Below are 23,021 nucleotides of genomic sequence, written 5' to 3' on the forward strand. Positions count from 1 at the left end.
GACGAGGAATGGGTGGAAACTCACGGCTGGGCGGTGGCCGGGCGGGCCGTGCGCCAGCGGCCGGCGGCGCGGCGCAGGCGGTCGAGTTGCAGGAAGACGACGGGGGTGGTGTACAGGGTCAACAGCTGGCTGAGAATCAGGCCGCCGACAATGGTGATGCCCAGCGGCTGGCGCATCTCGGCGCCGTCGCCGACGCCGAAGGCCAGCGGCAGCGCACCGAACAGGGCCGCCAGGGTGGTCATCATGATCGGCCGGAAGCGCAGCTGGCAGGCCTCGAAGATCGCCTCCCGCGGCGACAGGCCGCGGCTGCGTTCGGCGTCGATGGCGAAGTCCACCATCATGATGGCGTTCTTCTTGACGATGCCGATCAGCAGGATCACGCCGATCAGCGCGATGATCCCGAACTCGGTCTTGAACAGGATCAGCGCCAGGATCGCCCCGACGCCGGCCGACGGCAGCGTGGACAGGATGGTGATCGGATGGATCAGACTCTCGTAAAGGATGCCGAGGATCAGGTACACCGCCACGATGGCCGCCAGGATCAGCAGCGGCTGGCTTTGCAGCGAGGCCTGGAAGGCCTTGGCATTGCCCTGGAAGCTGCCGTGCACCGAGGTTGGCACGCCGATGCGGGCCATCTCCTGGCGTACTGCGTCGGTGGCCTCGGAAAGGGACGTGCCGAGCGGCAGGTTGAAGGAGATCGTGGTGGCCACGCTGGCGCCCTGATGGTTGACCGCCAGCGGCGTGGGGCCCGCGTCCCAGCGTGCGAAGGCGGCCAGCGGTACGCGATCGCCGTTCGGGCTGACGAAGAACAGGTCGTTGAGGACTTCCGGCCCTTGCAGATAGGCCGGCGGCGCTTCGAGGACCACCCGGTACTGGTTGAGCGGGCCGTAGATGGTGGACACCAGGCGCTGGCCGAACAGGTCGTTGAGGGTCGCGTTCACCAGGCGCTGGTTGAGCCCCAGGCGGGCCAGCGCGTCGCGATCGATACTCAGGAAGGTCTGTTCGCCCTTGTCCTGGCGGTCGGAGTTCACGTCCTCCAACTGGGGCAGCTTGCGCATCGCGTCGCGGATGCGCGGCTCCCAGGTCTTCAGGTCCTTCAGGGAGTCGGCCTGCAGCGTGAACTCGTACTGGGCGTTGGACATCCGCCCGCCCATCCGGATGTCCTGGGCGGCGACGAGGAACAGGTTGGCGCCGGGTACGTGGCCGAGCTTCCCGCGCAGGCGGGCGATCACCTCGTCGGCGCTGGCCTTGCGTTCGGTCAGCGGCTTGAGGGTGACGAACATCATCCCGCCACCGCCCCGCGGGCCGCCGCTGCCACCGGCATAGCCGACCACGTTGGCGACAGCCGGATCGCGGCCGACGATGTCGACGAAGCGCTCCAGCTTGCCGCGCATGGACTGGAAGGACGTGCGCTGATCGGCATCGATGAAACCCATGATGCGGCCGGTGTCCTGCTGCGGGAAGAATCCCTTCGGCACGACGCCATAGAGGTAAACGTTGAAGACCACGGTGCCGACCAGCACGCTGAGGGTGATCCACGGGTGGTTGAGGACCACCCGCAGGCTGCGTCCGTAGCCGTGGATCACGCCATCCATCAGGCGGGCGCCGAGTCCGGGGCGTGCGTCGGGGGCGGGCTTGGGGTGGGCGCGCAGCAGGCGTGCGCACATCATCGGGGTGAGGGTCAGGGACACCACCAGCGATACCAGGATCGCTGCCGACAGGGTGACCGCGAACTCCCGGAAGAAGCGTCCGACGATGCCGCCCATCAGCAGGATCGGCAGGAACACGGCGATCAGCGACAGGCTCATGGACAGCACCGTGAAGCTCACTTCGCGGGCACCCTTGAGGGCCGCGTCGAAGGGCTGCATGCCGGCCTCGATGTGGCGGCTGACGTTCTCCAGCACCACCACCGCGTCATCGACGACGAAGCCGGTGACGATGACCAGCGCCATCAGCGAGATGTTGTTCAGCGAAAAGCCGCACAGATACATCACTGCGAAGGTGCCGAGCAGGGATACCGGCACCGCCACGCTGGGGATGATCGCCGCGCGCACGTTGCGCAGGAACAGGAAGACCACCATGATCACCAGCGCCACCGACAGCAGCAGGGTGTGCTGGACCTCGCGCAGGGAGGCGCGGATGGTGACGGTGCGGTCGGCCACCACGTCGAGCTTAACGCCCGGGGGCAGCTCCTCGCGTAGCATCGGCAGTACTTCCATCATCCGTTCGACGGTCTCGATGACGTTGGCGTCCGGCTGGCGATTGATCAGCAGGATCACAGCCGGCTTGCCGTCGGCGATGCCGGCGTTGCGGGTGTCCTGTTCGCTGTCGGTCACGCGCGCCACGTCCTGCAGGCGCACCGCGGCACCGTTCTTCCACGACACGATGGTGGGGATGTAGTCGGCGGCCTTGGCAGCCTGATCGCTGGCGCCCAGCTGCCAGTGGCGCTGGCCGCTTTCGAGGCTGCCTTTGGGACGATTGACGTTGGCGTTGTCGATGGCCTGGCGCACGCTCTCCACGCCAATGCCGGCGGAAGCGAGGGTGGCCGGATCGACTTCGACGCGTACCGCCGGCAGGGAGCCGCCACCCAGGTTGACCTGGCCGACGCCCTTCACTTGGGCCAGCCGCTGGGCCAGCACGGTGGAGGCGAAGTCGTACATGTCGGCCCGCGAGACGGTGTCCGAGGTCATCGACAGGATCAGCACCGGCGCGTCGGCCGGGTTGATCTTGCGGTAGCTGGGGTTGCCGGCCATGCCGCTGGGCAGTTGCGGGCGGGTCGCGTTGATGGCGGCCTGCACGCTTTTGGCGGCAGACTCCACATCCTGGTCCAGGTCCATCTGGACGGTGATGCGGGTGTTGCCGAGGGTGCTGGTGGACGTCAGCTCGGTGACCCCGGCGATGGTGCCGAAGGCCCGCTCCAGCGGCGTTGCGACGGTGGCCGCCATGGTCTCAGGGCTGGCACCGGGCAGGTTGGCGGATACCGAGATGGTCGGGTAATCCACCTGTGGCAAGGCCGCCACCGGCAGTAGCTTGTAGGCGACCAGCCCGACCAAGGCGATAGCCAGGCCGAGCAGGGATGTGGCGACCGGGCGCCGGATGAAAACAGACGAGATGCTCATGCCGGACGGTCTGCCGTGGTCGGCTCAGCCGAGCCCTTGACGCGCCGCGCCAAGCGGTCGAAGGCCAGGTAGATCACCGGCGTGGTGAAGATCGTCAGCACCTGGCTGACCAGCAGGCCGCCGACCATCGTGATGCCCAGCGGCTGGCGCAGCTCGGAACCGACGCCGTTGCCGAGCATCAGCGGCAGCGCACCGAGCAGCGCGGCGAGGGTGGTCATCAGGATCGGCCGGAAGCGCAGCAGGCAGGCCTGGTAGATCGCCTCGCGGGGCGACAGGCCGCGTTCCCGCTCGGCCTCCAGCGCGAAATCGATCATCATGATGGCGTTCTTCTTGACGATGCCGATCAGGAGAATGATCCCGATGATGCCGATCATCCCCAGCTCGTGGCCGGACACCAAGAGCGCCAGCAGTGCGCCGACGCCGGCCGACGGCAGCGTGGACAGGATGGTGATCGGGTGGATGTAGCTCTCGTAGAGCACGCCCAGCACGATGTACATGGTGATCACGGCGGCGAGGATCAGCAGCAGGGTGTTGTCCAGCGAAGCCTGGAAGGCCAGCGCGGCGCCCTGGAAGCTGCTGCGGATGTTGCGCGGAAGGCCCAGTTCCGCCTCGGCGGTGTGGATCGCCTTGACGGCGTCGCCGAGGGCCACGCCCGGCGCCAGGTTGAAGGACAGGGTCACCGCCGGGAACTGGCCGATGTGATTGACTGCCAGCAGGGTTTTCCGCTCGCTGATGCGCGCCACCGAGGACAGTGGTACGGTGCGCCCGTTGGCGGCGGGTACGTAGATGTGTTCGAGGGCCGCCGGGCTGCGCTGGAAGTCCGGCGCCACCTCCAGCACCACCCGGTACAAGGCCGACTGCGTGAAGATGTTGGATACCTGACGCTGGCCGAAGGCACTGTACAGCGCGTTGTCGATGGCTGCCGGAGTGATGCCGAGGCGGCCGGCGCTGTCCCGGTCGATGTCCACGAAGGCCTGGGTGCCCTGGTTCTGAAGGTCGCTGGCCACGTCGGCCAGTTCGGGCAGGCTGCGCAGCTTTTCGAGCAGGCGCCCGGACCACTGGGCGAGCAGGCTCTCGTTGGTGCTCTCCAGGCTGAACTGGTACTGGGTGCGCGACAGGCGGTCCTCGATGGAGAGATCCTGCACCGGCTGCATGTACAGTTTGGTGTCGGGTCGGCGTACTTCCAGGCGTTCCTGCAGGCGGCGGATCACTTCGCCGACGTCGGCGCTGCGATCTTCCTTGGGTTTCAGCTTGATCAGCATGCGGCCGCTGTTGAGGGTGGTGTTGGTGCCGTCCACGCCGATGAAGGACGACAGGTTCTCCACCGCCGGGTCTTCCAGCACGATGTTCGCCAGTGCGTGTTGCCGTTCGGCCATAGCGGTGAAGGAGATGTCCTGCGGGGCGTCGGAGATGGCCTGGATCAGCCCTGTGTCCTGGGCCGGGAAGAAGCCCTTGGGGATGAACACGTAGAGCAGCACCGTCAGCGTGAGGGTGCCGAGGGCCACCAGCAGGGTGAGGCCCTGGCGGTCGAGTACCCAGGTGAGCATGCGCGCGTAGCGGTCCACGATGGCCTGGAAGAAGGCTCCGTTATCGTCGTGGCGGTGGCCGACGGGCTTTAGCAGGCGCGCCGACATCATCGGCGTGAGGGTCAGGGAGACCACGGCGGAGATCAGGATCGATACCGCCAGGGTGATGGCGAATTCGCGAAACAGGCGCCCGACCACGTCGGCCATAAAGATCAATGGGATCAGTACGGCGATCAGCGAGACGGTCAGGGAGATGATCGTGAAACCGATCTGCCTGGCGCCTTTCAGCGCTGCCTCCAGCGGCGTTTCGCCTTCCTCCACGTGGCGGCTGATGTTCTCGATCATAACGATGGCGTCGTCCACCACGAAGCCGGTGGCGATGGTCAGTGCCATCAGGGTCAGGTTGTTGACGCTGAAGCCGGCGGCGTACATCACCGCGAAGGTGCCCACCAGCGACAGGGGCACAGCGACGGCCGGGATGATGGTGGCCGGCAGGCTGCGCAGGAACAGGTAGATCACGCCGACCACCAGCGCCACGGCGAGGGCCAGTTCGAACTGCACATCGTGCACCGAGGCGCGGATCGAGGTGGTGCGGTCGGTCAGCAGGCGCAGGTCCACCGAAGTGGGCAGGTCGGCCTCCAGCTGAGGCAGCAGCGCGCGTACGCGCTCGGCGGTTTCGATGACGTTGGCACCGGGCTGGCGCTGGATGTTGATGATGACTGCCGGGTTGCGGTCGGCCCAGGCCGCCAGGCGGGTGTTCTCGGCGCCCTCAATGGCCTCGGCCACGTCGGACAGGCGGATCGGCGCGCCGTTCTTCCAGGCAATGGTCAGGTTGCGGTAGTCGTCGGCGGACTTCAACTGGTCGTTGGCGTCCAGCGTGGTGGCGCGGACGGGACCGTCGAAGCTGCCCTTGGCCATGTTGGCGTTGGCGTTGGCGATGGCGCTGCGCACGTCCTCGAGGCTGAGGCCGGCCGAGGCCAGGGCCTGGGGATTGACCTGCACGCGTACTGCCGGGCGCAGCCCGCCGCCGATGGTGACGAGGCCGATGCCCGGCAGCTGGGAGATCTTCATCGCCACGCGGGTGTCCACCAGGTCCGCCAGCTTGGCCAGCGGCAGGCTCGACGAGCTGACGGCGAGGGTAAGGATCGGCGCGTCGGCCGGGTTGACCTTGCTGTACACCGGCGGCATCGGCAGATCCTGGGGCAGGAAGCTGCCGGCGTTGGCGATGGCCGACTGAACCTGCTGTTCGGCCACGTCCATCGCCAGTGACAGGTCGAACTGCAGGGTGATGACGGAGATGCCTTCGCCGCTGGTGGACGACATGCGCTTGAGGCCCGGCATCTGGCCGAACTGACGTTCCAGCGGGGCGGTGATCGCCGACGTGGTGACATCCGGGCTGGCGCCGGGATAGCGGGTGGCGATCTGGATCGTCGGGTATTCCACCTCGGGCAGCGCCGACACCGGCAGGATCTTGTAGGCGATCAGGCCGACCAGCAGGATCGCCACCATCAGCAGCGAGGTGGCGACAGGGCGGAGGATGAAGGTGCGGGACGGGTTCATGCCGGCTTCTTGCGTTCGCCGCGACGTTCACCATCGCCACCGCCGTTTTCGCCCCCTTGTTTGGCTTCGCCTCGGCCGCCTTCGCCGCGGTGGCGGCCACCTCCCTGGCGGGAGTCGGGCGACGAAAGCTCTACCGGGGCGCCGTCGCGCAGGCGGTCCACGCCGTCCACGACGATCTTCTCGCCGACCGACAGGCCCGATTCGATGGCTACGATGTCTGCGGTGGCCGGGCCGGTGACCACCGGACGCATGCTGGCGGTCTTCTCCTGCTCGTTGATCACGTAGACAAAATTGCCCTGGTTGCCCTTGAGAATGGCCGCCGACGGGACCAGCACCGCATCGTGGCGGGTGTCCACACGCAGGCGCGCGCTGACGAACTGGTTGGGGAAGAGGGTGCCGTCCTTGTTGTCGAACTGGGCCTTCAGCTTGACCGTGCCGGTGCTGGTGTCGATCAGGTTGTCGGTGCTGACCAGGCGGCCGCCGGCCAGCTTGGTGCGGCCATCCCGGTCCCAGGCTTCCACGCTGAGGCCCTTGCCCTTCTTGATCTGGGCCTGCACGGCCGGCAGGTTGGAGGCGGGGATCGAGAACAGCACGGTGATCGGCTGGGTCTGGGTGAGGATGACCAGCCCGTTGGTGTCGGCGGCGCGCACCATGTTGCCGGCATCCACTTGGCGCAGGCCAAGGGTGCCGGGCACCGGCGCGGTGACGCGGGTGAAGCCGAGGTTCAGGCGGGCAGTATCCACCAGCGCCCGGTCGGTCAGGACGGTGCCTTCCAGTTGGCGAACCTGGGCTTCCTGGGCATCCACCTGTTGGCGGGCGATGGAGTCCTTGGCGAGCAGGCCGCGGTAGCGTTCCAGGTCCAGGCGGGCATTGGCGAGCAGGGCTTCGTCGCGCTGCAGCTGACCCGTGGCCTGGTCGAGGGCGGCCTTGAAGGGGCGCGGGTCGATCTCTGCCAGCAGGTCGCCGGCCTTGACCTGCTGGCCGTCGCCGAAGGCGATTTTTTGCAACTGGCCATCCACGCGGGGCTTGATCGTCACGGTGTTGAGGGCGGTGACGGTGCCGATGGCGTTCACATTCACGTCGATGTCGCCGGCGCGGGAGGCGGCGGTCTGCACTGGTACCGGGCGGTTGCCGAAGTCCCGGTTGCGTCCGCCCTTGCCGCGCGGTCCATCGCCACGGGGGCCGTCATTGCGCGGGCCTGCCTCGGCCTTCTTGGTCTCGGCGGCCTCGCCGGGACGGTAATAGGTGGCCGTTCCTGCCGCGGCGGCGAGCAGGACGGCGATCGAGGTCCAGATGACTTTCTTTTTCATGGGCTGGTATCGGATGTCGGTGCGTATTTGAGCGCACCGGGGCAATTCGAAGGGCCGGAGGGCAATTCGTTCTTACGCGACATTGCAGGTTTCGTGCCGTTGTTTTTTCTCTTTTCGAGAAAAACTATTCCGTATTCGATTCAATCGCTCAAACACCTGAAATCTGCTGTCGGGTGGCGTTTTCGTCGCTATGTTCTCGGAATGGCAGGAAATTGCCGTTGGGCGGTGGACTGACCGAAATGGGTTGATTTGCCAGCATGGGTGTTGCGCAGCTGTTGAATGATCAGCAGCGGACTTCTATTCGTCCGGCCGGAAACTCCATTTCGGGCTGAGAAGAAGCGCAGCCAGTGACAGCAGGCTGATCAAAATGGCCGAGCCGAGCAGCAGGTTGTTTTCGCCGAGGCGTTCCGGGTAGATGCTGACGCCGGCGGCGAGCCCGATGCCGTTGCCGCCGGCCACCAGCACGGCGGCCGCAAAATCATGGAAGCGCCTGGCCTTGTTGGCAACTGCCGCCCATTGGGGGTCGGTGTTGTAGCTGGGCAGGCCATGGCTGTCGAGTTCCAGCCTTTCCAATGAAGAGACGAAGCGGCGCAAATTGGTGATGGCCCGTTCAGCCTTGAAATTGAGGAAGGCCAGGCAGGTGGATGCCACCGGAAAGCCCAGTATCAGCCATTCGACGGGAACATGCCCGGCAATCACGCCCGGCTTCAGCGCGACGAGGGCCGCCAGCATGCTGACGACCAGCGTCACATAAAGCGCCAGCGCCTGCTGGCGCTGGGCGATGCGGGCATTTATTTCCTGATAGGCGGCAATGAAACGGTAATTGGCGTCGACGTAGGATTTGCCGGCCATCGTATTAGTCGATCAATTGCATGCGTTTCAAATGGGTGCGCAGGACATTGCGGGAAATGCCCAGCAGGCGTGCGGTGCGGACTTGATTGAGGTGTTCCCATTCGTAGGCGGTATTGATGGTGTGATCGACGATATGGTCGAACAGGCCTTCCTTGCCTTCTTCGAACAACCCCTTCAGGTAACGGGTGAATGAATCTTCGAGGTCGGCCGGCGTGGCCGGCTGGTCGCGGGGCGTGCGGTCGATCTGCGGGCCCAGCAGATGCAGGTCTTCCGCTTCGATCTGTTTGCCGTGGAAGACCAGCAGGGCCCGATGGATGACGTTTTCGAGCTCGCGGATATTGCCCGGCCACTGGTATTCGAGCAGGGCCCTTTCCGCCTGTGCGGAGATTCCGGGTTCGGCAATGTCCAGGCGGCTGGCATATTTGTGGATGAAATGACGGGCCAGCGGAATGATATCGCGCGGACGCTCGCGCAGAATTGGCAGATCGAGGGAAACGACTTTCAGCCGGTAATAGAGATCCTCACGGAAACGCCCTTCGGCAACCGCCTTTTCCAGATCAACGTTGGTGGCGGCGATCAGGCGGACGTCTACCTTAACCGGCTTGCGGGCACCGATCCGCACCACTTCACCCTCCTGCAGCACGCGCAGCAGCTTGACCTGCATTGGCAGCGGCAGGTCGCCGATTTCGTCGAGGAAGAGGGTGCCGCCGTTGGCCGCCTCGAACCAGCCGGCCTTGGAGGTGATTGCGCCGGTGAATGCTCCCTTTTCGAAGCCGAACAATTCGCTTTCGAAAAGCGTTTCGGAAAAGGCCCCGCAATTGATCGCCAGGAAAGGCTGGCCAGCCCGCAGGCTTGAGAGATGCACTTGGCGCGCCACCAATTCCTTGCCCGTGCCGGTCTCGCCAATGATCAGGATATTGGCGTTGCTCGGTGCCACCCGGTCGATCAGGGACAGCAATTGCAGCGAGCGCGGGTCGGCAAAGACCACGGCGCTGGCGCGAACCGACATGGAAACCGAGCGGGGGTCGGGGAAGGTAATGATGTGCGAGGCGTGGTTCATTTTTCGTCGGACCGGGGGTTTCTATTGGCGCTCATTGTAGGTTCGGAGTTCCCCTACAAAAAACAAAGAATTTCTGGAATACATATCTGTGCCTTTGTCAGCACAACTGTTGGCTGTTCACCAGTGGGTCTGCTCAACGATCAGCAAGTGAAATAGGTGATTCCCGGTCAGTGCCTGAATTTGTCTGTTTTTAAAGGATTTTTATTTCTGGCATGGAGCGTGCGAGGTAGGCTCCGAAGGCATTTTCTGATTCCGCTGGCGGCGATTTCATATTCGAATTTTGAATTAGCTTATTCCGTTTTGCGGCTTTTTGCCTCTTTCCTCGATATTTCGGCGCCCTGTCCTGCCGATCCTGTTTATCAGTTTGGAGAATTAGCATGTTCAATTTTGAGATAACCAAGGGACGTTCCCGTATTTCGGCCGTCATTGCCTCGGTCATGATCGCCGCCTCGGGTGCCGCCTTCTCCGGTTCGGTATTGGCCCAGCCGAGCGCTGCCGTCGCCCCGGCCGAGTCTTCGGCTCCCGCGTCCGCCCCTGCCGCTCCCGTGAGCACCGAGCTGCACGCCGCCAAGCCGGCCGCGACCGAGTCCGTCGACAACCCCTACGGTCTTGAGGCTCTGTGGAAGGGCAGCGACGCGATCACCAAAACCGTGTTGCTGATCCTGCTGTCCATGAGTATCGGCAGCTGGTACATCATCGTTGTGAAGCTCCTGGAGCAGGCCAAGATCGGTCGCCAGGCCAAGAAGACCACCGACAGCTTCTGGAACGCCGGTTCGGTTCAGCAAGGTGCCGAGAACCTCGAGGGTTCCAGCCCGTTCCGCTTCATCGCCGAAGCTGGCATCGAAGCGACCAAGAAGCATGACGGCCTGCTGCAGCACGTGGGCTTCAACGAGTGGGTCACGCTCAGCATCCAGCGCGCCATCGAACGCATCCAGAGCCGTCTGCAGGGCGGTCTGGCCTTCCTGGCGACGGTCGGCTCCACCGCCCCGTTCGTCGGCCTGTTCGGTACCGTGTGGGGTATCTATCACGCGCTGACCGCCATTGGCGTGGCTGGCCAGGCTTCCATCGACAAGGTGGCCGGCCCGGTGGGCGAAGCGCTGATCATGACCGCCATCGGTCTGGCCGTCGCGGTGCCGGCGGTGCTGGGTTACAACTGGCTGGTTCGCCGCAACAAGAGCGTGCTGGACGACGTCCGCGCCTTTGGCAGCGACCTGCACTCGGTCATCCTGGCTTCCGCCAGCAAGGCTTGATCCCCGGAGCGGAATGCCATGGCCATCAGTGCTGCACCCGCCGAGGGAGATGACGACGCCGTGATCGCCGCGATCAACACCACGCCGCTGGTTGACGTGATGCTCGTGCTGTTGATCATCTTCCTCATCACCATCCCGGTCGCCACCACCTCGGTGGCGGTCGAGTTGCCCAAGGAAACCGTCGAGGTCCGGGAGTCTAAACCCGAGAATCTGGTCATCTCGGTGGACAAGAGCAACGCCATCTATATCCAGGATTCGAGGGTCGCCAGTACCGGGGCGCTGGTGGAGCATCTGAAGAAGGTTTCCGCGCTGCGTCCGCAGCCCGAGGTTCAGATCCGCGGCGACCTGACGGCCCAGTACGAAGGCGTCGGCAAGATCCTGTATGCGTGCCAGCGTGCCGGTATCGCCAAGGTGGCCTTTATCACCGAACCGCCGGCCCGTGGCGGCTGAAAGGGAGCTAAATCATGGGTATGAACGTAGGTTCGAGCAGCAGCAGTGACGCCGACGTGATGGTGGACATCAACACCACGCCGCTCATCGACGTGATGCTGGTGCTCCTGATCATGCTGATCATCACGATCCCGATCCAGCTGCATGCGGTCAATCTGAACCTGCCGGTCGGCACACCGCCGCCCAGCGATGTGAAGCCGGAGGTCGTGAAGATCGACGTGGATGCCAGGAGCGTCGTGCATTGGCAGGGCGTCCCGGTGGTCAGTGGGGCTGAGCTGGAGCAGAAGATGCAGGAGGTGGCCGCCCTGGCGACCCAGCCCGAAGTCCATCTGCGGCCCGACAGGCATGCCCGCTACGAAGTGGTGGCCGGTATCCTGGCGGCGACCAAGCGGGTCGGTTTGAGCAAGATTGGTGTCATTGGCAGCGAGCAATTCATAGAATGAACGCAATCACCGCAAACAACTACAGTTTTCAGCCCAAGGCGCCGGAGCGCAAGGCGACCGGGCTGATCGTCGTCGTCGGTCTGCACGTCATCCTCGGCTATGCGCTGGTGTCCGGCCTGGCCCGGGAAGTCGTCAAGGTCATCAAGAAGCCGCTGGAGGCGGCGGTGATCCAGGAGGTGACGCTGCCTCCGCCGCCCCCGCCACCGAAGGTGGTGAAGGTGGAGCCGACGGTCAAGCCGAACACGCCTCCACCGCCGGCCTATGTGCCGCCGCCCGACGTGGCACCGCCGGTCACCGCGCCGGTGATCGCCGCGGCCACGCCGACGCCGCCGGCTGAGCCGCCGGTCATCGCGCCGCCGGCTCCCCCGGCTCCGCCAGCGCCGGTGGCTGCACCCAAGCCGGTGCGGGCCGAGATGGCCGCCAGTTGCCCGACCCAGGTGCGCCCCGAAGTGCCCCGTGGCGCCGAGGGTGTGACCGGGGTGGTCAGGGCCCAGGCCGTCATTCGCGGTGGTGCAGTGCGGGACGTGACGATCCTGTCCGGCCCCAAGATCCTTCACGCCGCAGTGCGCAACGCCATGCTGCAGTACAAGTGCGTGGCGAGCGAAGGCGAGATCGTGGCGACCCAGCAGTTCGTCTTCGAAGCCGAATAAGCCGTACTGCAGTTCTTCAGGTAGCAAGACAAACCGCCCACGGCCATCGTGGGCGGTTTGCTTATCAGGATTCGTGCTGTGCATATCATGCGCCGGCTGCAAGGCTTCTGAAATCTTCTTGGTTCGCTCTGCCGGAGCGGATCGTTAATGTTCTCCCGTCTGCCGGACACATGTGGTGCCGGCTTTTCACTTGCGGGAGAACGCTCATGCTCGATGCCTCTATTGATTCGGCCTCTGCGGACAGTGCGCTGGCACCCTCCGGTGGCAGTGCCGACATCGCCGAAACCCTTCTCGAACAAGCCCGTCAGCAAGCCCAGGCGGACGGCCTGGCCTATGCCGGCGGCCTTACGCCGACCGACGCCTGGAAGCTCGTCACCGATGGTCGCGCCGTGCTGGTTGATGTGCGTACCACCGAGGAACGCAAGTTCGTCGGCCATGTGCCGGCCGGCATCCACGTGGCCTGGGCAACCGGCACGTCGATGAACCGCAACCCGCGCTTCGTCAAGGAGCTCGAAGCCAAGGTCAAGAAGGATGCGGTGGTGGTCTTCCTCTGTCGTAGCGGCAAGCGTTCCGTCTCCGCCGCCGAAGCGGCTGCCAAGGCCGGCTTCGTCAACGCGTTCAACATTCTCGAGGGGTTCGAGGGCGATCTCGACGGCGAGCAGCGCCGCGGCACGCTCGGCGGCTGGCGCCTGCGTGGCTTGCCGTGGATTCAGGATTGAACCCGCTTCCGCTCTCCTGCGGGGCGGGCTTCCGGAGGATCGCCTCATGAAGTCCGACCCACAGGGGAGCCGTCCCCGGGGCATTGAGCCCGACTCGCCTCATACAAGGACCCATCCCATGCTCACATCCATCGGCCTTTCCGGCCTCGCCAACCGTTTTGGTACCCTGGTGCGCCGCCTGCGCGAAGAGCGCGACTGGTCCCAGGAGCAGCTCGCCGAGTATGCGGATCTCAACCGCACCTACGTCGGTGATCTGGAGCGGGGCAAAGCCATGCCGTCCCTGCTGACCGTCGGCAAGCTGGCCTATGCCCTCGGCCTGCCCGCATCGGCACTGATCGCCCGTTTCGAGGGGCTGGCGGCGGAGTAGGGGCCGAGCCTGTCGGGGGCTGGCGTGCCCGGCTGCTATCGGGGTCACGCAGACAGCACCCCTCGAACACCTCGCAAAGGCCCGCCGACCGGGCCTTTGCCGTCTATAGCCGGTTGAAGTGAGGTGGTCCGGAAAGGACACTCGCTTATCTCTGTATTTCATAACTATTCAATTTTTTTTGATAAGGAGCTCCCATGGCCGACCATATCGATGTCCCGACTGCTCTTGGCGACAATGCCGCCCGGCAGTTGGCGAATGCCACCAAGACCGTTCCCCAGCTGTCCACGATCTCCCCGCGCTGGCTGGTGCATCTGCTGCAGTGGCTGCCGGTCGAGGCGGGCATTTATCGCCTGAACAAGGTCAAGAATCCGCGCGATGTACGCGTGGCCTGCTCCCAGCGTGACGAGTCCGAGCTGCCGCAGACCTTCGTGGACTATGACGAAGCGCCCCGCGAGTACTTCCTGAACGCGGTCACCACCATCCTCGACGTGCACACCCGCGTCTCCGACCTGTACAGCAGCCCGCACGACCAGATCAAGGAACAGCTGCGCCTGACCGTCGAGACCATCAAGGAGCGTCAGGAAAGCGAACTGATCAACAATCCGGACTACGGTCTGCTGGCCAACGTGTCCGACGAGCAGCGCATCTCCACGCTGACCGGCGCGCCGACTCCCGACGACCTGGACGACCTGATCACCAAGGTGTGGAAGGAGCCCGGCTTCTTCCTGGCCCACCCGCTGGCCATCGCCGCCTTCGGCCGCGAATGCACCCGCCGCGGCGTGCCGCCCCCGACCGTCAGCCTGTTCGGTTCCCAGTTCCTGACCTGGCGCGGCATCCCGCTGGTGCCGTCGGACAAGGTGCCGGTCGAGGACGGCAAGACCAAGATCCTGCTGCTGCGCACCGGCGAAAAGCGCCAGGGCGTGGTCGGCCTGTTCCAGCCCGGCCTGGCCGGCGAACAGAGCCCGGGTCTGTCCGTGCGCTTCATGGGCATCAACCGCAACGCCATCGCGTCCTACCTGATTTCGCTGTACTGCTCGCTGGCCGTGCTGACCGACGACGCACTGGCTGTCCTCGATGACGTGGAGATCGGCAAGTACCATGACTATCCCGACACCTACAAGTGAGGGGCTTGCGGCCCTGGGCGGCAGCGCACCGGCGGGCGTGCCCGACGAGAGCGTGCTGGCCCGGTTGGCCGGTGAGTTCTTCGCCGCGCTGCCCAACGGGCTGCCGGGGCCGAACAGCCTCGGCGGCTTCGGTGCCGCCGCGCCGCAGCCCGAGGTGCCGCCGGAGATCCGTCTCGGCGACGTCGGCCCGCAGCTGACGGCCGCCGCGCCGGTGGCGCCGGTCGCCGCCGAGTCGGTGCCGCTGGATCACGCCGGCGCCGCCGGCAAGGCCGGCAACCCCGCCCTCGGCGTACCGGAAGCCTACGCTGCTGCGTTGCCGACCTTCAGTCCGCCGGCCTCGCCGCCGCCGCTCGCGCCTTCCACGCCCTATTACTTCCTGGGCGAGGCAAGTGCCGTGCAGTCGGTGCCGCAGGGCGCGCTGCCGGTCGCCGAGAACCGCGTCGTGCCGCAGTCCTTCGGGCTGCCGGGCGAGGCCGAGCTGCATTCCATCCTGGCGGAGATCGCCGGCGACCGGCGTGCCGCCGCGACGCCGACGGCCACCGCGCCCGGGCATTTCTACTTCCTGGATACGGGGCTTGAACCCAGCCGCCAGGCGGAAGCGCCCAAGCCCCAGTCGGCGGCCCATCCGGCCTTCGACGTGCAGGCGGTGCGCCGGGATTTCCCGATCCTGCAGGAGCGGGTCAATGGCAAGCAGCTGGTCTGGTTCGACAACGCCGCGACGACCCACAAGCCGCAGGCGGTGATCGACCGGCTGGCCTACTTCTACCAGCACGAGAACTCCAACATCCACCGCGCCGCGCACGAACTGGCGGCACGGGCGACGGATGCCTACGAAGGGGCGCGCAACAAGGTGGCGCGCTTCCTCGGCGCGGCGTCCACGGAAGAGATCATCTTCGTGCGCGGGGCGACCGAAGGCATCAACCTGATCGCCAAGACCTGGGGCTGGAAGAATGTCGGCGAGGGCGACGAGATCATCGTCTCCCACCTGGAACACCACGCCAACATCGTGCCCTGGCAGCAGCTCGCCGCCGCCAAGGGCGCGAAGCTGAAGGTGATCCCGGTGGACGACACGGGCCAGGTGCTGCTCGACGAGTTCCGCAAGCTGCTCACCAGCCGCACCAAGATCGTTTCGGTGACCCAGGTCTCCAACGCCCTCGGCACCGTCGTGCCGGTCAAGGAGATCGTCGCGATCGCCCATCAGGCGGGCGCGGTGGCGGTGGTGGATGGGGCTCAGTCCGTCTCCCACATGCGGGTCAATGTGCAGGACATCGGCGCGGACTTCTTCGTGTTCTCCGGCCACAAGGTCTTCGGGCCGACCGGCATCGGCGCGGTGTATGGCAAGCGTTCCGTCCTCGAGGACATGCCCCCGTGGCAGGGCGGCGGCAACATGATTGCCGACGTGACCTTCGAGAAGACGATCTACCACGCGCCGCCGACCCGTTTCGAGGCCGGCACCGGCAACATCGCGGATGCGGTTGGGCTCGGCGCGGCGCTCGACTACGTGGAGCGCATCGGCATGGACAACATCGCCCGCTACGAGCATGACCTGCTGGTCTATGCGACGCGCGGCGTGCTCACCGTGCCCGGCCTCAAGCTGATCGGTACCGCCCGGGACAAGGCTTCGGTGTTGTCTCTGGTGCTCGACGGCTACCGGCCCGAGGAAGTCGGCCGTGCCCTCAACGAGGAAGGCATTGCGGTGCGCTCCGGCCACCACTGCGCCCAGCCCATCCTGCGCCGCTTCGGCCAGGAAGCCACGGTGCGGCCGTCGCTGGCCTTCTACAACACCTGCGAAGAGGTCGATGCCCTCGTCGCGGTGCTGCACCGGCTGGCCCGCGGCAAGGGGCGCATCGGGCGCTGAGCCTGTTGCGTCTCCGGCCCGACGAAGCCCCTGGAAACCGCGTGTTTCCGGGGGCTTTGTCCGTTTATCGGAGGTGCGTCGTCAGCCTTCGCGGGGCGGCTCGAGGTTGGACAGGAACTGCGCCACCAGCGGATTGCGGTCGCCCTTGCGAGTCGCCACGCCCAGCGACAGGTAGGCGCCGGCGTCGCTGACCGGCAGGTAGCGCACGCCCTCGATGCGCACGCATTCCAGCGGCGCCGGCAGCAGCGCCACGCCGAGGCCGGCGGCGACGAGGCCGATCTGCGTGGTGGCCTCGCCGGCGATCTGCACGATGCGCGGCTCGAAACCGGCCTTCAGGCACAGCTCGCGGAGCAGGATGGTGAGGCCGGTGCCGACGGTGATCGGGTAGGTGATGAAGCCCTCGCCGTGCAGGTCGGCCAGGCTCAGCACCGGGCGGCTGGCCAGCGGATGGGCGGCGTTGATGACTAGGCGCAGCGGATCGTGGTGGATCTCCCGCACGTCGAGGCCGGCCGGCGTTTCCAGCCCGGTGTAGCGCACGAAGCCCAGGTCCAGCTCGCCGGCCTCGATGGCCGTGTATTGGTCGGGAGTGAACATTTCGCGCAGGTTGAGCGTCACGTCCGGGCGCTGCTCCCGGTAGCGGCGGACGACGTTGGGCAGCACGGCAGTGAAGGGCAGGGACGACGTGAAGCCGATCTTCAATTCGCCGACTTCGCCGCGGGCCATCCGGCGCACGTCTTCCACCGCGCGCCCGGCCTGCTCGAGCACGCGGCGGGCGTGCTCGAGGAAGCGCTGGCCAGCTGGCGTCAGCGCCACGCGGCGCTTGGTACGCTCGAAGAGCTGCACGCCGAGCTTCTCCTCCAGCGCCTGGATCTGCTGGCTCAGCGGAGGCTGGCCGATGTGCAGGCGTTCGGCGGCGCGGGTGAAGTTGAGCTCCTCGGCAACGGCGACGAAGTAACGCAGATGGCGCAGCTCCATATATATCTTTGAAGTATTAGTTGGGTCGGTAATATATATTGGACTGGTGGTTTTGCGCGGGACTAGCATGGCCCCATGCAAACCGATGCCTCCTGCTGCGAGCTTCCCGCCCAGCCCGTTCCGTCCCGCCCGCGCGCGGAATCCGCTCCCGAACGTAGCGTCATCGCCGACAAGCTGCACGCCGGCACGGCCGAATACCGGCGCGCCTGTCTGGCCCTGTTCCTCGGCGGCTTTGCCACCTTCTCGCTGCTCTACAACCTGCAGCCGCTGATGCCGCTGCTGGCCCATAGCTTCGGGTTGAGCCCGGCGCTGGCCAGCGGTGCGGTGTCGGCGGCGACCATCGCACTGGCGGTGGCGCTGATCCCGGCGGCGATCCTCGCCGACCGCATCGGGCGCAAGCCGGTGATGGTCGGCGCGCTGTCCTTGTCCACGGTGTTCACGCTGGTCGGCGCCTTTGCCGGCGACTTCCATAGCCTGCTGGTGTCGCGGGCGCTGCTCGGCCTGACCCTCGCCGGCCTGCCGGCAGTGGCGATGGCCTATCTGAGCGAAGAATTCGCGCCGACCTCGCTGGCACGGGCGATGGGTTTGTACATCTCGGGCAACGCGCTGGGCGGCCTGTGCGGGCGCTTCCTCGCCGCGTTGATCGCCGAACACGCGGACTGGCGCGTTGCGCTGGTCTGCCTGGCGGCTTCGTCGACGCTGACCACGCTGCTGTTCTGGCGCCTGCTGCCGCCGTCCCGCCATTTCCAGCCGATCCAGGTAGCGGTGGCCGACGTGCTCGGCAACGCACGCAAGACTTTCGCCGATGGCGGCTTGCGCCTGCTGTTCGCGATGGGTTTCCTGCTGATGGGCTGCTTCACCAGCCTCTACAACTACCTGGGTTTCCGCCTCGTCGCGCCGCCGTTCTCATTGAGCCCGGCGCAGATCGGCATGGTTTTCCTGCTCTACCTGGTGGGCATCGTCGCCTCTAACCTGGGGGCGCGGCTGGTCGACCGCTTCGGGCGGGTGGTGACGCTGCGGGCGATGGTGGCGCTGATGCTGGCCGGGCTGGCGATGAGCGTGGCGCCGCAGCTGCCGGTGCTGGTGGTCGGCGTGGGGATCTTCACCTTCGGCTTCTTCGCCGGCCATTCGGTGGCGGCCAGCTGGGTGGGGCGGCGTCCAGCCCCGGCGCGGGCGCTCGCGGCGGCGATCTACCTGTGCTGCTACTACGTGGGGGCCAGCTTGATCGGCACGCTGTCCGGCCTGGCCTGGCAGTTCGATGGCTGGATCGGTGTGGCGGGCTGCCTGGGCGGCGGCCTGCTGGTGGCGGCGCTGATCGTCTGGCGCCTCGGCCGCGTCAGCTGACGCGGCCGGGCGCTCCGGAAGGATTCAGGCCAGCTCGCCGGCCTGGTAGTCGGCGAGGGCCTGCTCGATCTCTTCGCGGGTGTTCATCACGAAGGGGCCGTACTGCACCACCGGTTCGCCGAGGGGCTTGGCCGCCAGCAGCAGGAAGCTGGCACCCTCCGGCCCGGCGCTGACTTCGATGCGCTCGCCGGCCGACAGCACGCCGGCCTGGCGGGCCTGCAGCACCTTGCCGGCGCCGTCCGCACCCACCGACAGGCTGCCGGCGTAGGGGTAGAGGAAGGCCGTGTGGCCGTCCGCCACGCCCTGGGCGAAATGCTCGCCAGCGCCCAGGCGCACGTCGAGGAACAGCGGCGCGGTGCTGATTCCCTGGATCGGGCCGGGCACGCTGCTGCCGTCGGCGCTGTCCAGCGCACCGGCTACCACCTTTACCTCACCGCCCGGTACAGCGACGGTCGGAATCTCTTCCGGCTGGATGTCCCGGTAGGCGGCCGGCTTCATCTTTTCCTTGGCCGGCAGGTTGATCCAGAACTGGAAGCCGTGCAGGCGGCCCTTGTCCTGCAACGGCATCTCCGAGTGGATGATGCCGCGCCCGGCGGTCATCCACTGGGCGCCGCCGGCGCGTAGGTGGCCCTTGTGGCCCAGGTGGTCCTGGTGCTCGAAATCCCCCGCCAGCATGTAAGTGACCGTCTCGAAGCCCCGGTGCGGATGGGGAGGGAAGCCGGCGATGTAGTCGTCCGGATTGTCCGACGCGAACTCGTCGAGCATCAGGAACGGGTCCAGGCGCAGGAAGGGGCTTTGCCCCAGGCTGCGCCGGAGCTTCACGCCGGCCCCGTCGGAAACGGGGATGGAGGGAATGATCCTGTCGAGGCTGCGGATGGTCATGATGGTCTCCGTTGGGGTTGGGGTGCCGTGCGAGGGTGCGGGCGGTCGCCGGGCGACACGTCCGCCCCTCGTCTATCGAGGCTGGATCAGGCGGCGAGGGCTTCGAGCGCCTTGTGGGCGCCGGCCAGGGCTTCGGCCTTGCTCTCTTCGCCCATGTTCAGGCCTTCAGCGTAGACAAATTCCACGTCGGTGATGCCGATGAAGCCCAGGAAAATCTTGATGTAATCGGTCTGGGCGTCGTACGGGGTGCCGGCGTAGCGGCCGCCGCGGGTTGCGAAGATGTAGGCCTTCTTGCCGGTGACCAGGCCTTCCGCGCCGCTGGCGGTGTAGCGGAAGGTCACGCCGGCGCGGGCGATGTGGTCGAAGTAGGCCTTCAGCGTGGAGGGCGTGCCGAGGTTGTACATCGGCAGGCCGATCACGATCTCGTCGGCGGCCTTCAGCTCGGCAACCAGCGCATCCGAGAAGTCCACCACCGCCTGCTGCTCGGCCGTGCGCTCTTCCGGCTTGGCCAGGAAGGCGCTGAAACGGGCGCCGTCCAGGTGAGGAACGGGGTTGGCGGCCAGGTCACGGCTCACTACCTTGGTTTCCGGGTGGGCGGCGACGCGGGCGGCCACGAAGCGCTCGACGAGCTGGCTGGACTGGCCTTGGTTGGCAAACAGGCTGGCGTTGATCTTCAGAAGGGTGCTCATTTGGTCTCTCCGGGTGATGTGTTGGTGTGTGTATTTAATGATTTACCGAGAAGATAAAAAAGAACAAGATTTCGTTTAAATCTATCGAATGAGCTGATTGATATGGCTGCACCCAATCCTCCGTCCGCACCCGTCCCACACATCGCCCTGGAGCAGTGGCGGGCCCTGATCGCCGTCGTCGAGGCTGGCGGCTACGCCCAGGCCGCCGAGGTGCTGTTCAAGAGCCAGTCCGCCGTGACCTACGCAGTGCAGAAGATCGAATCCCAGCTCGGCGTGCGCGCCTTCGAGATCCAGGGCCGCAAGGCCGTGCTGACGCCGGTCGGGCAGATGCTGTACCGGCGCGCGCTGGCGCTGGTGGAGCAGGCCAGCGACCTGGAACAGGCGGCACGCAAGCTGTCCGCCGGCTGGGAGGCGGAGATCGGGCTGGCGGTGGAGATCGTCTTCCCGCCCGACGTGCTGCTCGACTGCCTCGCCCGCTTCGGCGCGGAAGCCCCGCGCACGCGCATCGAGGTCATCGAATCGGTGCTCGGCGGCACCGGCGAGGCGCTGCTCACCGGCCAGGCCGACATCGCCATCACGCCCCACGTGCCGCCCGGCTTCCTCGGGCGGCCGCTGATGCGCATGCGCATCGTCGCCGCCGCCCATCCCGACCACCCGCTGCACCAGCTCGGGCGGACCCTCGGCGAACAGGACCTGCGCCCGCACCGCCGCCTCAACGTGCGCGAAACCAGCTCCACCCGCGACAAGCGCAGCCTGATCCTGGAAGTGGAGCAACGCTGGACCTTCAGCAGCATCGCCACCTCCATCGCTGCGGCCTGCGCGGGGCATGGTTTTGCGTGGTTTCCGGAGCCGCGGATTGCGGCGGAACTGGCCGATGGGCGGTTGAAGATCCTGCCGCTGGGGGGGGCGGAGGTACGGTGTCTGGAGATGTATCTGGTGGTGGCGGATCCGGATTTTGCGGGGCCGGGGGTGAGGAGGTTGGCGGAGATTTTGGGGGAAGCCGTGGCGGGCTTGGAGGGCTAACTGGCCTCCAACCGGGGGCCCCAATTCCGTGGGGTCGAATTCATTCGACCACGATGCTTTCAGCCCTTGCCGGCTGCATGTTGGTGCTTTGCTGGGCGGCTTTCTTTTTTATGGTCTTGAATCGGCCGGGACTCGCCCCGGCGGGCGACCTTCTTCTTTGCGTCGCCAAAGAAGAAGGCAAGAAAGGCGACCCGTGCCTCACCGGTCGTCCGCTGTGCGGACGACTTCCCTGCGCTGCTCGCAGCAGGCGGCCGTCGCGGAACTCGTCGGCTGCGCCTCCTCAGACAGCCGCGCCGGACTTCCCCGCCTGCCGCTGTGCGGATCAAAGGTTCAGGACGGGCTTTGGGGAGGCACCGAGCCTTTGCTGGGGCTTGAGTGGTTGCTGGGGGCGTGCTGGGAAACGGGTGTTGGCTTTGACGGTGGCCGTTTTGTGCTGGCAGAGGGGGGGCGCGAGTTGGCTGCTGTCTTGCCGGAGTGCGGGTTGGTCTGGCGCGTGAGCGCTTACTTGTCGCGCGGGAGTGGAAGGCAATCATCCGTCATCGGATGGTTGCCTTCCATTTTTCGGATGCAGCCATCGAAAGTTCGGACTCGGAGATCGAAGTTTCGACCCAGTCATCCGAAGTTTCGATCTCTGAGTCCGAAGTTGAGGTCGAAATTTCGGTGATGGAGATCGAAGTTTCGGAGCTTGAGTCCGAATTTTCGGATTTGGAGGCCGAAGGCTGGAGAGTTGCTTTCCGGTTTCGCTATTCCGGGATCGACCACACGGTGGGCGTGTCCCTACGGTGGACGGGCCTGCTGCTTGTTCACTGACAACGCTTGTCCCAACCGGCTACCGTCATGCGCTTCACGTCCTCTCCGGAAACGTATAGCGACAGGCACCGTCGTTTCCTGTCGCGGTACAGCAAGATGCACTGGCCGATATCCATCGCGCAGCCGACAACCTCCTGATACCCGGCACGGTAGAGCATTTCCTCCGTGGTAAGCCTTTCGCTGACGTTACGTACAGGTTTCCAGCCTTTCGCGATGATGACGGCTCTGGCGGATTTGAGCGATTGGCCTTTGGTCAGGAACGAGTCTTCGGCATGGGATTGGGTTGCCTGGAAAGATGACAGCAGGAGCAGGGGAAGGAGGCGTTTCATGTTCTTTCCATGTTTCGAGACTGGGCCGGTATCGGCTGGGGCCGTTATTGTGCGAGCACGATGAGCTGTCCGAAGCCCTGCTGGTCGGTTTTCCGTTTAATGGTCTTGAATTGGCCGGGACCCCGGCGGGCAGACCTTCTTTCTTGCGTCGCCAAGAAAGAAGGCGACCCGTGCCTCTTCGGGGATTATTGTTGGCTCTGGCTGTTGAGGCTTATGGAGTACGGACCGGAAGATGTGCGCGGGATTGGGAGTGGTGTCAATGCCCGCATTGGGGGGGCGGATAGGCTCAGTCAAAGGGGGAGGAGGTCCCTAGTGGCATCCCCTTACACACAATTCACCCCTGATCCATTTTCCTTGCCTGGCGCATGCCTTCGACAAAGACGGCCAGCTGCTGGAGACCGAGCCAGATTGTCTTGGCGCCGGGCTCACCATCATGTCGGCGGGCCAGGAAGCCTCCACGCTGGGCGATCAGGCGCAAGACGGTGTTCAGCGCGGGCACGGCTGTCGGGATGGGCTTCTTGTTCAGGATAAAGGCGGCCCGCCACTCATCGGCTTCGAACGCCATGTCGGCGGGTAAATCGGGCAGGCTCCGACCCAGGCGCATCAGGCGCTCGACCCGGCAGCCTTCCTTGAGCACCAGGAAGAACAGTTCGATCTCCCAGCGGGCGCGATACCAGTCGA

21 protein-coding genes are annotated in these 23,021 nt (G+C 65.7%); 11 read left to right on the forward strand and 10 right to left on the reverse strand.

The features are described 5' to 3' along the window. Window positions 1-20 precede the first annotated feature (20 nt). The 5 genes from B4920_RS20795 to B4920_RS20815 all read right to left on the reverse strand — a co-directional run bounded on the left by B4920_RS20795 (window position 21) and on the right by B4920_RS20815 (window position 9,427). Window positions 21-3,119 (reverse strand): multidrug efflux RND transporter permease subunit, encoded by a 3,099-nt coding sequence (locus B4920_RS20795; RefSeq protein WP_079436599.1) that lies wholly within the window; start codon window positions 3,117-3,119, stop codon window positions 21-23. Then, window positions 3,116-6,205, reverse strand: coding sequence for an MdtB/MuxB family multidrug efflux RND transporter permease subunit (locus B4920_RS20800; RefSeq protein ID WP_079436600.1), 3,090 nt, complete (start codon window positions 6,203-6,205; stop codon window positions 3,116-3,118). Before B4920_RS20800 ends, B4920_RS20795 begins: the two co-directional genes overlap by 4 nt. Then, entirely contained in the window at window positions 6,202-7,515 is a 1,314-nt protein-coding gene (locus B4920_RS20805; RefSeq protein ID WP_079436601.1) for an MdtA/MuxA family multidrug efflux RND transporter periplasmic adaptor subunit, read from the reverse strand. The genes B4920_RS20800 and B4920_RS20805 overlap by 4 nt, the downstream gene beginning before the upstream one ends. Window positions 7,516-7,812: 297 nt before the next feature. Then, on the reverse strand, window positions 7,813-8,367 hold the full coding sequence (locus tag B4920_RS20810; RefSeq protein ID WP_079436602.1) for a hypothetical protein: 555 nt from the start codon (window positions 8,365-8,367) through the stop codon (window positions 7,813-7,815). A gap of 4 nt (window positions 8,368-8,371) precedes the next feature. Further along, window positions 8,372-9,427 carry a sigma-54-dependent Fis family transcriptional regulator gene (locus B4920_RS20815; RefSeq protein ID WP_079436603.1) on the reverse strand — a complete coding sequence of 352 codons (1,056 nt, stop codon included), beginning with the start codon at window positions 9,425-9,427 and terminating at the stop codon, window positions 8,372-8,374. 377 nt (window positions 9,428-9,804) lie between these two features. On the opposite strand from B4920_RS20815, the gene B4920_RS20820 reads away from it, so the two are divergent. The 8 genes from B4920_RS20820 (at window position 9,805) to B4920_RS20855 (ending at window position 16,288) form a co-directional block, all read left to right on the forward strand. Then, window positions 9,805-10,677, forward strand: coding sequence for a MotA/TolQ/ExbB proton channel family protein (locus B4920_RS20820; RefSeq protein ID WP_079436604.1), 873 nt, complete (start codon window positions 9,805-9,807; stop codon window positions 10,675-10,677). An 18-nt stretch (window positions 10,678-10,695) separates the two neighbouring features. Beyond that, window positions 10,696-11,127, forward strand: a complete 432-nt coding sequence (locus B4920_RS20825; protein ID WP_079436605.1) for a biopolymer transporter ExbD — start codon at window positions 10,696-10,698, stop codon at window positions 11,125-11,127. A gap of 14 nt (window positions 11,128-11,141) precedes the next feature. Beyond that, on the forward strand, window positions 11,142-11,570 hold the full coding sequence (locus B4920_RS20830; RefSeq protein WP_079436606.1) for a biopolymer transporter ExbD: 429 nt from the start codon (window positions 11,142-11,144) through the stop codon (window positions 11,568-11,570). Further along, window positions 11,567-12,220: an energy transducer TonB gene (locus B4920_RS20835; protein WP_079436607.1), complete on the forward strand. Its 654-nt coding sequence runs from the start codon at window positions 11,567-11,569 to the stop codon at window positions 12,218-12,220. Before B4920_RS20830 ends, B4920_RS20835 begins: the two co-directional genes overlap by 4 nt. 206 nt (window positions 12,221-12,426) lie before the next feature. Next, complete coding sequence (locus tag B4920_RS20840; RefSeq protein ID WP_079436608.1) at window positions 12,427-12,939, forward strand: rhodanese-like domain-containing protein; 513 nt, start codon at window positions 12,427-12,429, stop codon at window positions 12,937-12,939. Window positions 12,940-13,057: 118 nt separating this feature from the next. Beyond that, window positions 13,058-13,306 (forward strand): helix-turn-helix domain-containing protein, encoded by a 249-nt coding sequence (locus B4920_RS20845; protein WP_079436609.1) that lies wholly within the window; start codon window positions 13,058-13,060, stop codon window positions 13,304-13,306. 194 nt (window positions 13,307-13,500) lie between these two features. Then, window positions 13,501-14,430, forward strand: a complete 930-nt coding sequence (locus B4920_RS20850) for a family 2A encapsulin nanocompartment shell protein (RefSeq protein ID WP_079436610.1) — start codon at window positions 13,501-13,503, stop codon at window positions 14,428-14,430. Further along, entirely contained in the window at window positions 14,405-16,288 is a 1,884-nt protein-coding gene (locus tag B4920_RS20855; protein WP_079436611.1) for a family 2A encapsulin nanocompartment cargo protein cysteine desulfurase, read from the forward strand. Before B4920_RS20850 ends, B4920_RS20855 begins: the two co-directional genes overlap by 26 nt. A gap of 81 nt (window positions 16,289-16,369) precedes the next feature. On the opposite strand, the gene B4920_RS20860 is transcribed toward B4920_RS20855, so the two are convergent. Continuing rightward, entirely contained in the window at window positions 16,370-17,263 is an 894-nt protein-coding gene (locus tag B4920_RS20860) for a LysR substrate-binding domain-containing protein (RefSeq protein WP_079436612.1), read from the reverse strand. A gap of 75 nt (window positions 17,264-17,338) precedes the next feature. Between B4920_RS20860 and B4920_RS20865 the strand changes: the two genes are divergently transcribed. Then, on the forward strand, window positions 17,339-18,607 hold the full coding sequence (locus B4920_RS20865; RefSeq protein ID WP_079436613.1) for an MFS transporter: 1,269 nt from the start codon (window positions 17,339-17,341) through the stop codon (window positions 18,605-18,607). A 24-nt stretch (window positions 18,608-18,631) separates the two neighbouring features. Here the strand turns inward: B4920_RS20865 and B4920_RS20870 are convergent, their stop codons facing one another. Together B4920_RS20870 and B4920_RS20875 are read right to left on the reverse strand one after the other, a co-directional pair. Next, window positions 18,632-19,489 carry a pirin family protein gene (locus tag B4920_RS20870; protein ID WP_079436614.1) on the reverse strand — a complete coding sequence of 286 codons (858 nt, stop codon included), beginning with the start codon at window positions 19,487-19,489 and terminating at the stop codon, window positions 18,632-18,634. Between the two features lie 86 nt (window positions 19,490-19,575). Further along, the gene (locus B4920_RS20875) at window positions 19,576-20,178 is read right to left on the reverse strand and encodes an FMN-dependent NADH-azoreductase (protein ID WP_079436615.1); all 603 of its coding nucleotides are present in this window, start codon (window positions 20,176-20,178) and stop codon (window positions 19,576-19,578) included. 102 nt (window positions 20,179-20,280) lie between these two features. Here B4920_RS20875 and B4920_RS20880 point away from each other — a divergent pair, with 102 nt between their 5' ends. Together B4920_RS20880 and B4920_RS20885 are read left to right on the forward strand one after the other, a co-directional pair. Next, on the forward strand, window positions 20,281-21,201 hold the full coding sequence (locus B4920_RS20880; RefSeq protein ID WP_079436616.1) for a LysR family transcriptional regulator: 921 nt from the start codon (window positions 20,281-20,283) through the stop codon (window positions 21,199-21,201). A gap of 474 nt (window positions 21,202-21,675) precedes the next feature. Beyond that, window positions 21,676-22,011 carry a hypothetical protein gene (locus B4920_RS20885; protein WP_139379586.1) on the forward strand — a complete coding sequence of 112 codons (336 nt, stop codon included), beginning with the start codon at window positions 21,676-21,678 and terminating at the stop codon, window positions 22,009-22,011. Here the strand turns inward: B4920_RS20885 and B4920_RS20890 are convergent. Continuing rightward, window positions 22,005-22,340 (reverse strand): hypothetical protein, encoded by a 336-nt coding sequence (locus B4920_RS20890; RefSeq protein ID WP_079436618.1) that lies wholly within the window; start codon window positions 22,338-22,340, stop codon window positions 22,005-22,007. The two genes, B4920_RS20885 and B4920_RS20890, sit on opposite strands and share 7 nt — an antisense overlap. Window positions 22,341-22,674: 334 nt before the next feature. Next, a partial coding sequence (locus B4920_RS20895) for an IS4 family transposase (protein ID WP_305847121.1) occupies window positions 22,675-23,021 on the reverse strand: 347 nt, incomplete at its 5' end.

It is taken from the genome of Zoogloea sp. LCSB751 (genome assembly GCF_002028455.1).
Classification (GTDB): domain Bacteria; phylum Pseudomonadota; class Gammaproteobacteria; order Burkholderiales; family Rhodocyclaceae; genus Zoogloea.